14 protein-coding genes are annotated in these 15,316 nt (G+C 39.7%); 9 read left to right on the top strand and 5 right to left on the bottom strand.

What is annotated here, in order from left to right; translation table 11 throughout:
• Position 1: 1 nt before the first annotated feature.
• The 6 genes from ATS74_RS02470 (at position 2) to ATS74_RS02445 (ending at position 8,973) form a co-directional block, all read left to right on the top strand.
• Entirely contained in the window at positions 2–1,495 is a 1,494-nt protein-coding gene (locus ATS74_RS02470) for a peptide MFS transporter (RefSeq protein WP_058547350.1), read from the top strand.
• Between the two features lie 143 nt (positions 1,496–1,638).
• A complete protein-coding gene (locus ATS74_RS02465) occupies positions 1,639–4,386 on the top strand; it encodes a metallophosphoesterase (protein ID WP_058547349.1) in 2,748 nt (915 codons plus the stop codon).
• 310 nt (positions 4,387–4,696) lie between these two features.
• Entirely contained in the window at positions 4,697–5,743 is a 1,047-nt protein-coding gene (gene hppD, locus ATS74_RS02460; protein ID WP_058547348.1) for a 4-hydroxyphenylpyruvate dioxygenase, read from the top strand.
• A gap of 136 nt (positions 5,744–5,879) precedes the next feature.
• On the top strand, positions 5,880–7,193 hold the full coding sequence (fahA, locus tag ATS74_RS02455) for a fumarylacetoacetase (RefSeq protein WP_058547347.1): 1,314 nt from the start codon (positions 5,880–5,882) through the stop codon (positions 7,191–7,193).
• A gap of 141 nt (positions 7,194–7,334) precedes the next feature.
• A complete protein-coding gene (locus ATS74_RS02450) occupies positions 7,335–8,498 on the top strand; it encodes a M23 family metallopeptidase (RefSeq protein ID WP_058547346.1) in 1,164 nt (387 codons plus the stop codon).
• Positions 8,488–8,973 carry a bactofilin family protein gene (locus ATS74_RS02445; protein WP_058547345.1) on the top strand — a complete coding sequence of 162 codons (486 nt, stop codon included), beginning with the start codon at positions 8,488–8,490 and terminating at the stop codon, positions 8,971–8,973. The genes ATS74_RS02450 and ATS74_RS02445 overlap by 11 nt, the downstream gene beginning before the upstream one ends.
• Before the next feature lie 9 nt (positions 8,974–8,982).
• On the opposite strand, the gene ATS74_RS02440 is transcribed toward ATS74_RS02445, so the two are convergent.
• Positions 8,983–9,456, bottom strand: coding sequence for a hotdog fold domain-containing protein (locus tag ATS74_RS02440; protein ID WP_058547344.1), 474 nt, complete (start codon positions 9,454–9,456; stop codon positions 8,983–8,985).
• A gap of 182 nt (positions 9,457–9,638) precedes the next feature.
• Between ATS74_RS02440 and ATS74_RS02435 the strand changes: the two genes are divergently transcribed.
• The 3 genes from ATS74_RS02435 to ATS74_RS02425 are packed head-to-tail and all read left to right on the top strand — an operon-like array spanning position 9,639 to position 11,980.
• A complete protein-coding gene (locus ATS74_RS02435) occupies positions 9,639–10,832 on the top strand; it encodes a multidrug effflux MFS transporter (protein ID WP_058547343.1) in 1,194 nt (397 codons plus the stop codon).
• Positions 10,829–11,473: a LysE family translocator gene (locus ATS74_RS02430; RefSeq protein ID WP_058547342.1), complete on the top strand. Its 645-nt coding sequence runs from the start codon at positions 10,829–10,831 to the stop codon at positions 11,471–11,473. The genes ATS74_RS02435 and ATS74_RS02430 overlap by 4 nt, the downstream gene beginning before the upstream one ends.
• A 42-nt stretch (positions 11,474–11,515) precedes the next feature.
• Positions 11,516–11,980 (top strand): methylglyoxal synthase, encoded by a 465-nt coding sequence (locus ATS74_RS02425; RefSeq protein ID WP_058547341.1) that lies wholly within the window; start codon positions 11,516–11,518, stop codon positions 11,978–11,980.
• Between the two features lie 13 nt (positions 11,981–11,993).
• Here the strand turns inward: ATS74_RS02425 and yegD are convergent, their stop codons facing one another.
• The 4 genes from yegD to ATS74_RS02405 form a co-directional block, all read right to left on the bottom strand.
• Entirely contained in the window at positions 11,994–13,358 is a 1,365-nt protein-coding gene (gene yegD, locus ATS74_RS02420) for a molecular chaperone (protein ID WP_058547340.1), read from the bottom strand.
• Positions 13,359–13,420: 62 nt separating this feature from the next.
• Positions 13,421–14,263: a DNA ligase gene (locus ATS74_RS02415; RefSeq protein WP_058547339.1), complete on the bottom strand. Its 843-nt coding sequence runs from the start codon at positions 14,261–14,263 to the stop codon at positions 13,421–13,423.
• 33 nt (positions 14,264–14,296) lie between these two features.
• Entirely contained in the window at positions 14,297–14,953 is a 657-nt protein-coding gene (locus ATS74_RS02410; protein ID WP_058547338.1) for an HAD family hydrolase, read from the bottom strand.
• 53 nt (positions 14,954–15,006) lie between these two features.
• On the bottom strand, positions 15,007–15,306 hold the full coding sequence (locus ATS74_RS02405) for a hypothetical protein (RefSeq protein ID WP_058547337.1): 300 nt from the start codon (positions 15,304–15,306) through the stop codon (positions 15,007–15,009).
• Positions 15,307–15,316 lie beyond the last annotated feature (10 nt).

Below are 15,316 nucleotides of genomic sequence, written 5' to 3'. Positions count from 1 at the left end.
TATGAGTTCAGCTCCAGATAGTGGCTGGTTTGGCCACCCTAAAGGACTTTCAACATTGTTCTTCACTGAAATGTGGGAACGAATGAGTTATTACGGTATGCGAGCTATGCTCGTATTGTTCATGACAGCAAGCTTACAAGAAGAAGGCCTTGCCTTTACCGTTGCATCAGCTGCTGCAATTTACGGCTTATACACAGGCGCGGTATACTTTTTAGGTTTACCTGGTGGTTGGCTTGCCGATAGATTATTCGGTGGCCAAAAAGCAGTGTGGTATGGCGGTATAATCATTATGATTGGTCATATTATTTTGGCTATCCCACATGATTATTCATTTTTTATCGGTTTAATATTTGTAGCAACAGGTACTGGTTTACTTAAACCAAATATCAGTGCAATGGTAGGCCAATTATACAGCGATGCTGATGAGCGCCGTGATGGCGGTTACGCTATTTACTACATGGGTATTAACTTAGGTTCTTTAATTGGTTACTACGTATGTGGTTACTTTATGGAAAACGTAGGCTGGCACTGGGCATTTGGCGCGGCAGCTGTAGGTATGGCTATTGGTTTAATACAGTACAAGCGTACACTTAATAATTTACCTGAACACAGCGCTTTACCTGCAAATCCATTAAGCGCTAAAGGTACAACTCGTACATGGGGTGCTATCGCATTGTTCGTTGCTGTTGTTACTGGCGTTACAGTCGCTGCGATGACTGGTGCAATTATTATAAACCCTTCAGTTGTAGCGGGTTATACAGCCGTTATATTTACTGTTATATTTTTTGTATATTTTGGGCTTATCTATTTCAAAGGTAATTTAACCGGTGAAGAAAAACAAAGAATGTGGGCACTATTTTTAGTGTGTGTTGCTTCTGCGTGTTTTTGGTCTGGTTTTGAGCAAGCGGGTTCATCACTAAACTTATTTGCCCGTGATTATACAGACCGTCTTATCGGTACATTTGAAATTCCAACAACATGGTTCCAGTCGTTAAACTCGCTGTTTATTATTGTTCTATCGCCGTTTTTTGCAGCGCTTTGGATTAACCTTTCAAAGAAAATGATATCACCAACTTACAGCGTAAAATGTGCATTTGGCTTGATTATTATGGCTTCGGGCTTTTTAGTTATGTTTATGGCTGCTCAGTACGCTGCTGAAGGTTTAAAGGTTGCACCTTACTGGCTTGTTACTACTTACTTTTTACATACTGTGGGTGAGCTTTGTTTAAGCCCTGTAGCATTAAGTGCAGTAAGCAAGTTATCGCCTCGTCGCTATACAGGCCAATTAATGGGTGTGTTTGTATTAACTTATTCTATTGGTAATGTTATCTCGGGCATACTAGCAGGTAACTTTGATCCGAATAACGTTCAAGAAATCCCTAACCTATACCTACAAATTGCATTATTTAGCATTGGTGTTGGTATTGTTTTAGTACTTATGAGCTTTAAAGCTAAAGTATGGGAAAAACAAGGCTTAGAAGAAAAAATCGCTTAATATTTATCTGCAATTCAAATAAATATTAATAAAACCTCCCCCATAGCTCCTATGGGGGAAATTTCCTCAATTTTCTATGTCACAGCGGTGTTAACTGGTATTATCTCCTGATTAATTTTTAACTAGATTCAGGGAAGCAGTACATGCGCTTGTTAACTTTATCTCGCACCACATTTTTGACTTTATTTATTCTTTTATTATCTGCCTGTGGTGGTTCAGATGATCAAGTTACAACTAATCCTAACGATCCAGTCGAGCCAGAGCCAAGCGAATTAACTGTATCTGCAAGTGCAGGCCTAAATGTAAGCCTTGATGAAGGAAGCTTTTTACTCACAGTACCTGCCAATGCAGTATCGCAAAGCACTGAACTTACCTACGAAAAAACCGTTTTAGATGATGCTAATGCACTGCTAAATATTATCTCTGATATACATGTACTCACTCCAAGTACAGTTTCTTTTAGTAACCCAATAACAATTACCATAAAAATACCAGATGATTACCAGCTAGGCGGACAGCTATTTATTGCTAGTCAATCGGGCGATTCATGGACAGTTATTGAAAACTCTTACGTTGAAGATGGATTTGTAAGCGCTCAAGTAACCACGCTTGGCACATATGCCATTATTATGCAGCGCAACGAAGCCTTTGGCGATATTGGCCCAACTTGTGATATTAACGCGACTGAGCAGTCAGTAAGATTTATTCATGTTGCCGATTTACACGCACGATTTGGTTATGAGGAGCAGTATTTTAGCCGCATAAAAGCCTACTACAACCAAGCGTTAGCGCAAACGCCGCACACCCTTTTTACCAACGGGGGGGATGACTACGAAAAAGGCACTGTTGCCGAGCAACTATCACAAGGCAGCGCAACTGAAGAAGCGATAAAAGCAATGCAGTTCGACTTGCGTGTTGTAGGTAATCATGACTACGCATGGGGGCCAGAAAAATTACTGAGCTACTCACAAGATGACAGCGCCATTGTACTTGCTAGCAATACCCGCTATGAGGGCGAACAGTTACAAGACTTTGCTGCGGTAGGCTTTGCTAAAGTGCAAGTAGGTTGTGTTACCTTGGGCGTATTTGGTATGACCTCAGTACCATGGAACGAGCTAGATGAACCTATAGACGATGAGCCAATTCCTGATTTTATCAAACAGTTTAAAATGAGCTGGCAGTGGCAACAAATAGCACAAAGTATAGTAAGCCAATACCAAGACGACGTTGATTATATGGTAATGCTAAGCCATTTAGGTGAAGGCCTAGATATTGATATGGCAACCGATGTTACCGGTATAGATTTAGTTTTAGGCGGACATACCCACGGCGGTGAAAGTTATACTACGCTCGAGAATGGGAGCGTTGTTATACAGCCAGATTTTTATGCAAAAGGTATTACAGACGTAACACTTACCTTTAACACTCAAGATAAAACGTCGCCTACAATTAGCTACAGCACAATTGAAACCGACAGCGTGACAGAACTTGATGAGCCGACTAAACTGGCAATTGATGAAATTATGGGCCGTTATGCCCCTGATGCAGATACAGAAATTGCTATTTCTGAAAACTATCCTGGTAGTTTAGAGCTTGCAGAAATAACCGCTTTAGCAGCTGCTCACTCGAGCAATATCACTGCGGCACTTTTAAATCCTGAACTTGTGCAAACCCGCTGGACACCGGGTACATTAACACAAGAAGACTTTCATAAAGCCTATTATGTAGAAAGGCAGCCTTCAAATACGCCTGGGTTTAATGCGCTATACAGCGTAACGGTTACAGGCCGCGATTTAAACACCATGTTTACCAGTCAACCAGATTGGTTTTTACTAAAGCCTGATGATATACAAGCCTCAAGCACATACCAGGTCGCTTTATTTAAAGGTGCTGCGCTTAATCCTGAATTATTTTTTAACGGTGTAACGTTTTCAAACGTAGAAGCAATTGACGAAGCATGGTGGTTACTAGATCAATACGCGCGCTTTAGAACAAGCCAATGCTTATACCTAGATACCGATAATCAATTATTTTCATGTAATGAACAGAACAACATCACGGTGTGGAATTTTGACGATGCAAATAACCCTTTAACTGCAGATTATGGCCCTTCAGTATTGAGCTACTTTGATCCAGAACAAACAAACTGGGGTCCTGAAGAAACACAATATAATACAACTCAAGCACTTGGTATTTCAGATTTAAGTGACGCAAGCTCAGGTGTTATGGCGTTTTCAAGGCATGCTCCCACTGAAGGGTTATTAATTACATTAAATACACCCGCTAATGGCGATTATGCAAGTGAAGGTATGGTGTCAGACTACACCTTAGTAATGGACTTATATTGGCCAGAAGAAGGGAGAGATATTTATCGCGCGGTTATGCAGGCAAATACCCAAGACTACCTAACTGATGATGCCGATATGTTTATCGACCCAAGTGGCGGCTACGGTAAATCAACCAGCGACAGCGGCTATTTTGGTGATACACAACCGCAAAATTGGCATCGTGTTGCATTTGTATTTTATACCGCACCAAGTAATGGCGTGTTTGAGGTTTATATAGACGGCGAGTTAGCTGGCGTAAAGGAAGATGGTGAAATTGATAGCACATGGGCATTAAACTCAGCCGTTTTATTATTTACAGACAATAACTTTGAAACAGAACCCGGTTATTTAAATGCGCTTTTATATGCCGGACGTGCAATGACCCGAGATGAAATTAAAAGCATGGGCAACGCGCAATCGAAACTTACTTTTGAACCTGCGACACGTGTGTTAAATCAAACTATTGAACGTCACTATCAAGCAGCCCCTGAGATAAAACCTAACGCATGGTTGGAGCAACGTAACAAGTTTTTTAACAGTGGTACACAAGCTGTAAATAATTAATTACAAAAAACGTCATAAATAACAATCACTAAAAGAGGTTTTAATCATTTAAAAACCTCTTTTTTATTTATATAAAACAATGAATTAAATCTAAGCCACACTGTTAGTCGCAGTTAATTTTGCCTCTAGTATTTCAAACCGTAATGTAAAAAACGAACATTTTAGTAAACGTCTTATTTAATTTACAGTTCGGTTATTTACTAAATATTGACCCCCTCTTCCCCAAACCTAAAATCTGGTTGATTATCTAGCTCAATACGACAACAACACATAATCGCAGTAGCAATATTTATTGCAGGAGTAATAAAAAATGAGTGAAGCAAATAATCCACTAGGTTTAGTTGGTATTGAGTTTACTGAATACGCAACACCTGACGCAGACTACATGGATAAAGTGTTTACTGATTTTGGTTTTTCAAAATTGAAAAAATTCAAAGGCAAAGATATTGTCTACTACAACCAAAACGACATTCACTTTTTACTAAACAATGAACGTGATGGCTTTTCAGCAGAATTTGCTAAAAGTCATGGTCCGGCAATCTGTTCTATGGGCTGGCGCGTTAACGACGCGCAGCACGCATTTGAAACAGCGGTAGCTCGTGGTGCAAAACCTGCAACCGATTCAACACACAAAGATTTACCCTATCCTGCCATTTACGGTATTGGCGACAGTCTAATTTACTTTATTGAGCAGTTTGGGGATAAAGGCACTATTTACCAAAGCGACTTTGAAGATTTAGCTACAGCAAACATCGTTGATGATAAAGGGTTTATGCGTATCGACCATTTAACTAACAACGTTTATAAAGGCACAATGGAAACATGGGCTAACTTTTATAAAGATGTTTTTGGTTTTACAGAAGTCCGTTATTTTGACATTAAAGGTCAAAAAACAGCGCTTATTTCGTATGCACTTAAGTCACCTTGTGGCACCTTCTCTATTCCAATTAATGAAGGTAAAGGCAACGACAATAACCAGATTGATGAGTATCTAGGCGAATACAACGGCCCTGGTGTTCAGCATTTAGCGTTTTTAACTGATGATTTAGTTAGCTCACTTGATAAGCTTGATAAATCGACCATTGCTACTTTAGATATTATTCCTGAATACTACGACACTATTTTTGACCGTGTACCTTGGGTTGCAGAAGACAAAGAAAAAATTCGTGAGCACCAAATATTAGTCGATAGCCAAAGTGAAAATTGCTACTTATTACAAATATTTTCTAAGAATTTATTTGGGCCAATTTTCATTGAAATGATCCAACGTGTTGACGATGGCGGCTTTGGCGAAGGTAACTTCCAAGCGCTGTTTGAATCAATTGAACGCGATCAAGAGCGCCGCGGCGTTTTATAACTTTTTTGAGTAAATTAAAAGCAGCGATTTTCGCTGCTTTTTGTCGTTTTAAATTTAAAAAGTATTGTGCCAAGCACTAGTATGATTAAATAAACCATACCTTGTCGCCATACAGTAAAAATAAAAAGGAAATGTAATGAGCCTTATTAACGAAACCCATGATATTAATTTAACGAGCTGGGTAAGCTCTGCAAATAATGCAGAGTGTGATTTTCCGATTCAAAATTTACCTTTTGCAGAGTTTCGCACCAAAGGCACTGATGAGGCCTTTCGCGGCGGTGTGGCAATTGGCGACCAAGTTATCGATTTAGTAAAATTAAGCCACTTAAACATTTTTACCGGTGATGCTAAAACAGCGCTTGATGCAGCAAGCGAATCTACATTAAATACGTTTATGGGGCTTGGCCAACAATATTGGTCTGCACTACGTTTAGCACTTTCAAAAGCACTTCGCGAAGGCGCACAACAACAAAAAGAAATTGAAAGTACATTAATAACCCAAGCTGATATAGAGTTTTCACTCCCGTGTCGCATTGGTGATTACACCGACTTTTACACCTCAATTTACCATGCAACAGCCGTTGGTAGCTTATTCCGCCCTGATAACCCATTACTGCCTAACTATAAATGGGTACCAATTGGCTACCATGGTCGCTCTTCATCTATTGATGTATCAGGGCAAGCATTTCATCGCCCTAAAGGGCAAACAAAAGCGCCTGATGCAGATGTCCCTTCTTTTGGCCCATGTAAACGCCTAGATTATGAGCTAGAACTTGGTATTTACTTAGGCAAAGGTAATGCACTTGGTGATGCTATCGCCATCGAGAATGCTGAGAATCATGTATTTGGTTTTTGTGTATTTAACGATTGGTCAGCACGTGATTTACAAGCATGGGAATACCAACCTCTGGGCCCATTTTTAGCAAAAAACTTTGCCTCAACCGTATCTCCTTGGATTGTAACCACTGAAGCACTAGCCCCTTATAGAACAAGCTGGACACGTGATGAAAACGATCCGCAACCTATGGAGTATCTAGAGTCTGCAGCTAACCGCGAGCAAGGTGCATTTGACATTCAAATGGATGTTAAAATTCAGACTGAAAAAATGCGCAGCGAAGGTCACTCACCTACCCGCGTATCAACCTCTAGCTTTAAGCACTCTTATTGGACAGTGGCACAAATGGTAACGCACCACACAGTAAATGGTTGTAACTTTATGCCCGGTGATATGCTGGGCTCTGGTACTCAGTCAGGCCCAACGCATGAAGAAGCGGGCTCTTTATTAGAGCTCTCTCGTGGTGGTAAAGAAAAAATAACACTCAGTAATGGCGAGCAACGCAGCTTTTTAGAAGATGGCGATAACGTGATTATGCGCGGCTGGTGTGAAAAATCAGGTTTTGCACGAATTGGTTTCGGCTCTGTAGAAAGCACTGTTTTAGCTGCAAAATAATTAAAACGTTAAAAAATTAAACTTTATAAGGGTTGCATAAGCAGCCCTTTTTTATTAAATTTTGAACAGTTACAATTTTTTTCTGGCTTTTTAAGCTCAGATTGATACATTAATTCGGTTAATAGCCAGTATTTATATGCCATGTCAGTATCTATAAAGTCTTTTTATAAAAAATTATTCCCAGCTAGACAGCTGCTTATTCGCCAAAACGGCGAAGTTAAGCACATTGTTTTAGCCTCTTGGTTACAACTTTTCGTAGTAATTCTACTTTTAGCGACTATTGCCTGGGTTAGCATTTCAAGTTTTCGTGTTTATACGCAAACGAACCAAATTTCTAATATAGAAAAAAATCAATTAAACAAACAAACTCTTTGGCAGCAAAAAGCCAGTGAGCAGCAAGCCTTACATGCAAAACAATTAGAACAACTCGCAGTGCTTGAGCAAAAACAAGCGCTACTGCAAAGCATGATTGAATCGCTCCCCGCTTCAATTAGTAAAGAAACAATTAAAATTGAAGATGAGCTTCAGTCGCCAATTAACGATGATAAAGGTGAGTTTCATGAGCCTTTAATTGATGAAGAACAAGAAAATAAGCATGCAAATTTAATAACTCCTATTACGTTTGCAGCACGTGCTCAGCAATTAACACAACATTACGAAAACAATTTTGCGCTACTTGATAGCGAAATAGATAAACGCCACAGTGCTATTTTAGCCATGCTTAAAGGCGCAGGACTTGAGTCTGCTTTAGAGCAACATTTAACATTAAGTGCAAAAACAGCTGCACAAGGTGGTCCACTGGATTTATTTGATGAAGCTAAAATTCCTACGCAATTTTTAGCGATTGCCGATAAGCTATTATTATTAAATAACCTAGAGAACTTTTTAACTGAGTTACCAAACTCATTACCTTTAGATGCCGCTAAATACTACATCTCAAGTAATTTTGGACTTCGTAAAGATCCAATGAACAGCCGCCGAGCATTTCATAAAGGGGTTGATTTAGCAGGTTGGCACAAAACAAAAATATTTGCTCCTGCGGATGCTGTAGTCCTTCGTGCTGGCCGAAACGGCGGTTATGGTAACTTTATAGAGCTTGAGCACAAAAATGGCTTAGTGACTCGCTTTGGGCACTTAAATAAAATTAAAGTTAAAAAAGGCCAAACCATTGCTAAAAATGATGTTATTGGTTTAATGGGTAGCACTGGCAGAAGTACAAGCACGCACTTACACTATGAAGTACTAATTGATGGCAAACACGTCAATCCTCTAAAAATAACAAAGGCGCTTTCTCTTGTTCGGTAAAAAAAAGCAAAACACAAATAACACTAGCTTAAAAAGAGTTAACCATACACCTTCAATTATATCTGAAGACGTGCGCTTAACGGGCACTTTAACAAGCCAAGGTGAAGTTCAGCTAGATGGCCGTATTGACGGCGATATTAAAGCTGAACATTTAGTTATTGGTTCAACAGGGATTGTTGAAGGCATAGTTGAAGCTAAAAGTGTCATTGTCAAAGGTAAAATTATTGGCTCACTTAACGCAAGCGAAGTTAAAATTCAAAGTAGTGCTCACGTTCACGGTGATGTATTTCACGATACGCTAAGCATTGACGCTGGCGCTATTATTGAGGGCAGCTTAAAGCAGCGGTTTGAAAAAGAAGAACCCGAATTAATTAGTAATGATTCAAAACCTGCAAAAGAAGTAAAGGCATTACTTGATGATAGCGATAGCGACTTGTCGTTTGTTAATAAACAAGCCGCAGACAAAACTAAATAGAGTTTAGAGCTACTTTTTTTCAGTAATATACATTGTAATATCTGCAGTGAACACCAGTTCATTGTGGGTATTGTAAAGCTTAACCGGCACAATTAAATCTTCTTTATCTACCCACACATGCGGTAAATCAATCTCGGCAATTGCTGTCACATCAGTATCTACTTTCGCTAAATATTGAACGGTCATCCCTTTTGGGATCCAGCGATGAGTTTTTACAGGTACAGTTGCATCAACCATTACGCCTGCACACAATTCAGCTAAGTTACACTGTGCAATAGCGTGAATAGTGCCAATATGATTGTGTACGCTGCGACGGTTTTTGACTACAGCGCTACAGTGTCCCTCTTTTAAATCAAGTATGTACGGTTTCATTGAGCCAAAATAAGGCGCCTTAAAGCATACCGCTTTACTAAACAACCAATTCCCACATGGCAGGCTTTTAAATTTTTGCCATGTTTTTAAAAGTGCGGATTTATTACTCATTATTATTTCCAAACATTTATATATTTTTCAAAATTAACACATCAGACCAGTTTAAAAAAGATAATTGAAGCGTCTATTTGTAGCTAATTAAGTAAAAAATACGAATGACGACGTATGCAGGGGTCATAAGCCCTTTCTTTTTTATGGGTGGACACCTAAAATACCCAGCAAAAGGAGACTCAATGCAAACACGCCCAGCTAAACCCAATTTAGTATTACTGCTCATTTTAGCGCTACTCGTTATTTTTTGCCCAATGGCAATCGATATTTACCTACCTGCCTTTCCTACTATCGCAGAGCAATTTGCTGTATCAGAGCAACAAGTACAACAAACCGTCGCTATTTTTATGTTAACCGTGGGTTTAGGACAGCTAATTGCAGGTCCACTTGCTGATAAATTTGGCCGAAAACCTGTCGCTATAGTTGGGGTTAGCCTTTATGCGGGTTCGGCATTACTCGCCTACTTTGCTCCTTCGTTTGAAATTTTAATGGTGGCACGTGCGCTACAGGGCTTAGGGGCGTGTGCCACATTTGTTGTTGCATTCGCTATTGTACGCGATAAATATGGCAGCGAACGCAGCGGACAAATGATCACCTATTTAAATGGTATTGTATGCTTTATACCCGCTATGGCCCCTATTTTAGGTGCGTGGCTAACCGTGCAATTTGGTTGGCGAATGAACTTTATGTTTTTAACTGCTTTTGCCATTGTAGGTTTACTCGTTACTTTGCTGTTTTTTAGAGAGACGCGCCCTGCCGATAGCCATTACCAAGGTCATATTTTAGATTTACGTCGTTTTAAACCTATTATCAAAACGCCCGTGTTTTTGTTCAATAGTTTACTGTGCATGGTCGCTATGTCAGCCATATTGGTTTATGTAACACTCGCCCCGGGCTGGATCATTACTTATTTAGGTGGCACCGTTACCGACTTTACTTTTTGGTTTACTTTAAATGCAGTACTGAGCATAGTGGCAAGTTTTATCACCCCACTGTACATAAAACGTAATAGCCAACGGGCTTTGCGTTTAGGGGTAAGCCTATTGGTTTTTTCTGGTATTTTAATGCTTGCCTTAAGCCATATAGAAACAGCTTTTGCTCTTATGTTACCCATTTTAATTTCAGCTTTAGGTTTTGCGTTAAGTTTGGGCTCAGCAGCAGGTATGGCACTTTCAAGCTTTCCTAAGCAAGCTGGTACAGCGTCTGCATTACTTGGAGCAATGCAAATGAGTGGAGCAAGTATGCTGGTATTTTTAACTCAATACTTAGGGTTAAGTACACCTTGGCTCATTGCATTTCATTTATTGCTGCTAGCACCGCTATGGCTTATTTTAATGAGTAAAAAAGCCCATACGTTACACCCTGCTAAAACATGATTAATCCCGATTTTTTAGTTTCTTTTTTATTGGCTAGCTTTTTAATGGCTGTCGCACCTGGGCCATCAAATGCATTTTTGATGGCACAAACTTTTGCCAATGGCAGAGCGGCCGGTATGCAAAGTGCTTTTGGCTTTGCTTTAGGTGGGGTTGTACATACCTTTTTTGCCGTGATTGGTTTAAGCGCAGTGTTAAAAGCCTCAGCCACGGCCTATAGCGCGGTGCAATATGCTGGTGCTGCTTACTTATGTTATTTAGGGTTTATGATGATCAAGGACACATTAAAGCGCACTACTTCCACAACCGACTGCGCTGGCAAAGAAAAACCACACATTAGTACAAGTAAAAAATCTAACGTGATGTTTCAGGCCATGATGACCGAAGTGTTAAACCCTAAAGTTGCATTGTTTTTTATTGCGTTTATACCCCAATTTGTAGATCCAACTTTATCATCAGCTACTTTTCAGCTCGCTTTTTTTGGTTTGCTCTATCCTATTTTTGCTTTTCCGATTGACTGCACGTATATTTATTTTGGCGATAAAATTGCCCAGTTTTTTAGGAATCACCCAAACAGTCAGCTTTGGATTGATAGAGTCACCGGTATAGTGTTTATTGCGCTTGCCATAAATTTATTATATTAATTACAAATAATTAGTATTGCTTAACTAATAATAAGATGCAGCATGGAACAAAAAACACAGTCGTTACCAGCAAATAAAAATATTGCCTTAGTTGCCCATGACGGTAAAAAAGCCGCATTAAAACTATGGTGCGAAAAGCACAAAAACGCTCTTAGCAAACACACTCTTTATGGCACAGGTACTACAGGACATTTAATTGAAAAAACCACCGGGCTTGATGTAATTCAGCTATTAAGTGGCCCAATGGGTGGGGATCAACAGTTAGGTGCAAAAATCGCTGAGCATGAAATTCATGTATTAGTGTTTTTTTGGGATCCGTTGGCATCGCAACCACATGACCCAGATGTCAAGGCACTGCTACGTTTAGCGGCTGTCTGGAATATTCCGGTGGCGTGTAATGAAGTAAGTGCAGATATGCTATTAAGTTCACCACTAATGGATACTGAACTTGAGCGTACATTGCCAGATTACGAAAAATACCTCGCAACCCGACAAATCAGTCTTTAAATACTCTTTTAAGCTACTTATAAAGCATGCTGGCCCATTTAGTTAGGCCGGCTGTAACACTACCAAAGTGATCCCCGTTCACCATTTTTATATCACCTAAGTGTTCACTTAGCGCCGCTTTAATTAAGGGCGATTGTGCGCTGCCACCTGTTAAGTAAATAACATCTGGTGTTGTTGCTGCATCAGTAATTGCTTGTTTTGCTAAAGTTACTATTTGGCTAATACTACTTTCTACAGCAACTGCTAAATCGCTGACCGATAAATTTTTATTAAGGCCACTATCTAAAAAGCTTAGATCACAATCAAAAGCATCTGCAGACGAAAGCGCAATTTTAGCCGTCTCACCTTGCTGTACAAGTTGATGCCCCTGCTTGTTTTGCTGTAAATGCATTAAACGTTTATAGAGCGCTGGTGCACTTACATCACGTAATTGGGCGCTTAATTCTCGGTAATGATTTTCGCTATAAAATTGGCTCTGTAAATTTACATCATTAATTTTACACGCTTGCCAAAATGGTTGATTAGGCAAAGGGAGGCCCGATTTAAACGTACTCCCTAAACCAAGTAATGGCATTAAGCCATGAAAGCTCAGCGCTATATCTAAATCGTTTCCGCCAACTCGTTTACCACTGTGGGCTAAAAAGTCGCTATCGCGCTCACTCTTACCTCTAAAACTAGGCCCCATTTGTACAAACGAGCAATCGCTTGTACCGCCGCCTATATCAATAACTAATACCTTTTGATCTTGGTTCAAATCACTTTCGTAATCGATTCCAGCAGCCAGTGGCTCATATAAAAACTCAACATCTTTAAAGCCTGCGCGTTTTGCTGCTCGATCTAAAATACCAACAGCTTGCTGGTTCGATTGCTCACCGCCAACGGCCTGAAAGTTAACAGGACGCCCAATAACAGTTTGAGTAAGCGTTTTACCTAAAGAGAGCTCTGCACGCTGTTTAATTTTTAAAATCATTGCGGTTGCAATGTCTTCAAAAAAATTAATTTGACCTTGTTTGAGGCCCGTTGCGCCAAAAAATGACTTAGGGGACTTAACAAAATAGCCTTCCTCAGGAAACTGTACATACTCACTAATGGCTTCACGGCCAATAAAAAGCGTTTCGTCCGAAGGTTGTAAATCAAGATCTGATTTAATACGAGGTAGTGTATTTAATAATGCTTGGCGCTGCGTTAAAAAGTCGTGCTCATGGGCTGTACCATGTATGTGCTTAGCAACAAAATCAACAACCAAAGCGCTGTGATGAGTGTAAAGCGTAGAAGGTAAGTAATGTTTTCCTTGCTCTAACGGTACTAATTGAACCTGACCTTCGTCCATAACACCCATAGCACAATTAGAACTACCGTAATCAAAACCTACAAACATACTTCACCACACATTACCAAAAAGGCCGCGCAATTTAGCACACTTTATAATAATTATAAACGCTATAAAGGCTCTCTAACTCTTAAAAAGCTCGCAAAGCGTGGTAAACCATTTTTTGTTAGGCCATGGTATCGGTACGTCACTGTACTGCCTATTAAAGGCGGACTTTTACGCTGCACGTCGCTAAAACCAGTACCTATTTTAAATTCTTGTCCGTCTGATGTTTTTACTTTTATAGCGCCAAGCATACCTTGATACTTTCCTTTACCAGGTAAATGCTCAATTACAACAGCCTCAGCGTCTAGGTAAGGCTTTAACTTTAATAGCGCATCAGAGCGTCCGCTTTTATACTTAGCACTTGCAAGATGAAGCATAACCCCTTCTGCACCTTGTGTGGTTACGCCTTTAAAATAGCTAGTTAATGATTGAAGGCTATTAAAGCTATGTTGTTTAACCGCTTTAATATGAGGTAAATTAAGCTCCTCAACTAATTGACTGTAATTTTGATAGCGAGTGCTAAAAGGAATGCTCGGATCTGGCATATCAAATACTTGATACGTAACGCTCTGCCAGTCGTGGTTATTAGGTATTTTGGTTCTTACGATACCGCTTACACGTGCAAAATTATTACGCTTTATCCAAAGTTCTCCATCAAGCCAAACCTGTGGCAATGCTTCAGTAAACCAACTAGGTGCATTAATAGCATTTCCTTTGCGAGTTACAAACTTATCACCGGTCCATATTGCTCTTACACCGTCAAATTTTTCACTGACTAAGTAATTTTCAATATTGCCATGTTTAGACTCGTCATATACTTTTGCTAAAAGCACATCTGGCTGAAGCGCATAAATAGCGTGTGTAAACACAACACTTAATAAAATTAAAAGGTACTTTATAAAAGCCATTACTGCATCCCTGCAAAGTAAATAAGGCTTAAACTATAGTTGAGATTGCACCCACTGCCAAAACTCACCTAAATTTTTCATGCAATAAGTCGCTTTGCTAAAGTCATGATCAACCGTATGGTGATTTGCAATCGCAACAACATGAACGTGTGCATTATTTGCAGCGCATACACCGGTAAAGGTATCTTCAACAGCAATCGCATGCTCTGGCGCTACATCAATATGTTTAAGCGCTAAAAGGTAAGGATCCCCTGCTGGCTTTGGGTTAGTTACATCATCTTTAGTAACCACAGTATCAAATAGCTCATAAAAGCCCAGCCCTTTTAATATAGGCATGGCTTCGCTGCGCGCACTGCCTGTAACCAATGCCATTTTTAAACCGCTTTTTTTAACGGCTTTCAGTGTTTGTTCAGCAAAAGGCATAATAGGAGGTAAATTACTTTTTACGTACTCACCAAATAAACGGTACTTTTCGTCTGCTAAAAACTGTGCACTTACTGATAAGTTGTTTTCATTTTTGATATCAATAGCGGCCTCGAGCGTTGGTCGCCCTGAAAATCGCTGGCAAAACTCATCCTCACTATAACGTATGTTGTAAGGCGCTAATAATTGACTCCAGCACACAAAGTGCATGCTTTCTGAATCTACTAATGTACCATCCATATCAAATAATACTGCGTTTAAGCTCATCCTCACTCCTTAAATTTTAGCGTTAAAAAAGGCGCCTAGGCGCCTTTTTTGTATTACTGTGTTAAGCCTGCTGGAGGCTCAGCAAATGCTTCTTCACCGGTTTCAATATCAACTAGCTCGTAACCACGAGTTTTGCGAACAACTTTAAGTACAGGCTTTTCAAACGCTGTGTTTAAACGCATTGAATCATCTTTTAACTCATCAAGCGTTGTACCAAAAGGAGCCGCACCTGTCTCAGACCAGTTGGTCACTTTACCGTTTAGGTTATATTCTACTTCGTGTATCTGATATTGCGCAGCTTCATCTTTCGTTGCTTCACAAAAAATTACACGGTAATTCCAAAATCCAGCCATTTTTTTATCT

Origin of the sequence: Pseudoalteromonas sp. H103 (genome assembly GCF_001469205.1) — a bacterium.
In the GTDB taxonomy this organism is placed as follows: domain Bacteria; phylum Pseudomonadota; class Gammaproteobacteria; order Enterobacterales; family Alteromonadaceae; genus Pseudoalteromonas; species Pseudoalteromonas carrageenovora.
This window is presented reverse-complemented; position numbering and strand designations above follow the sequence as displayed.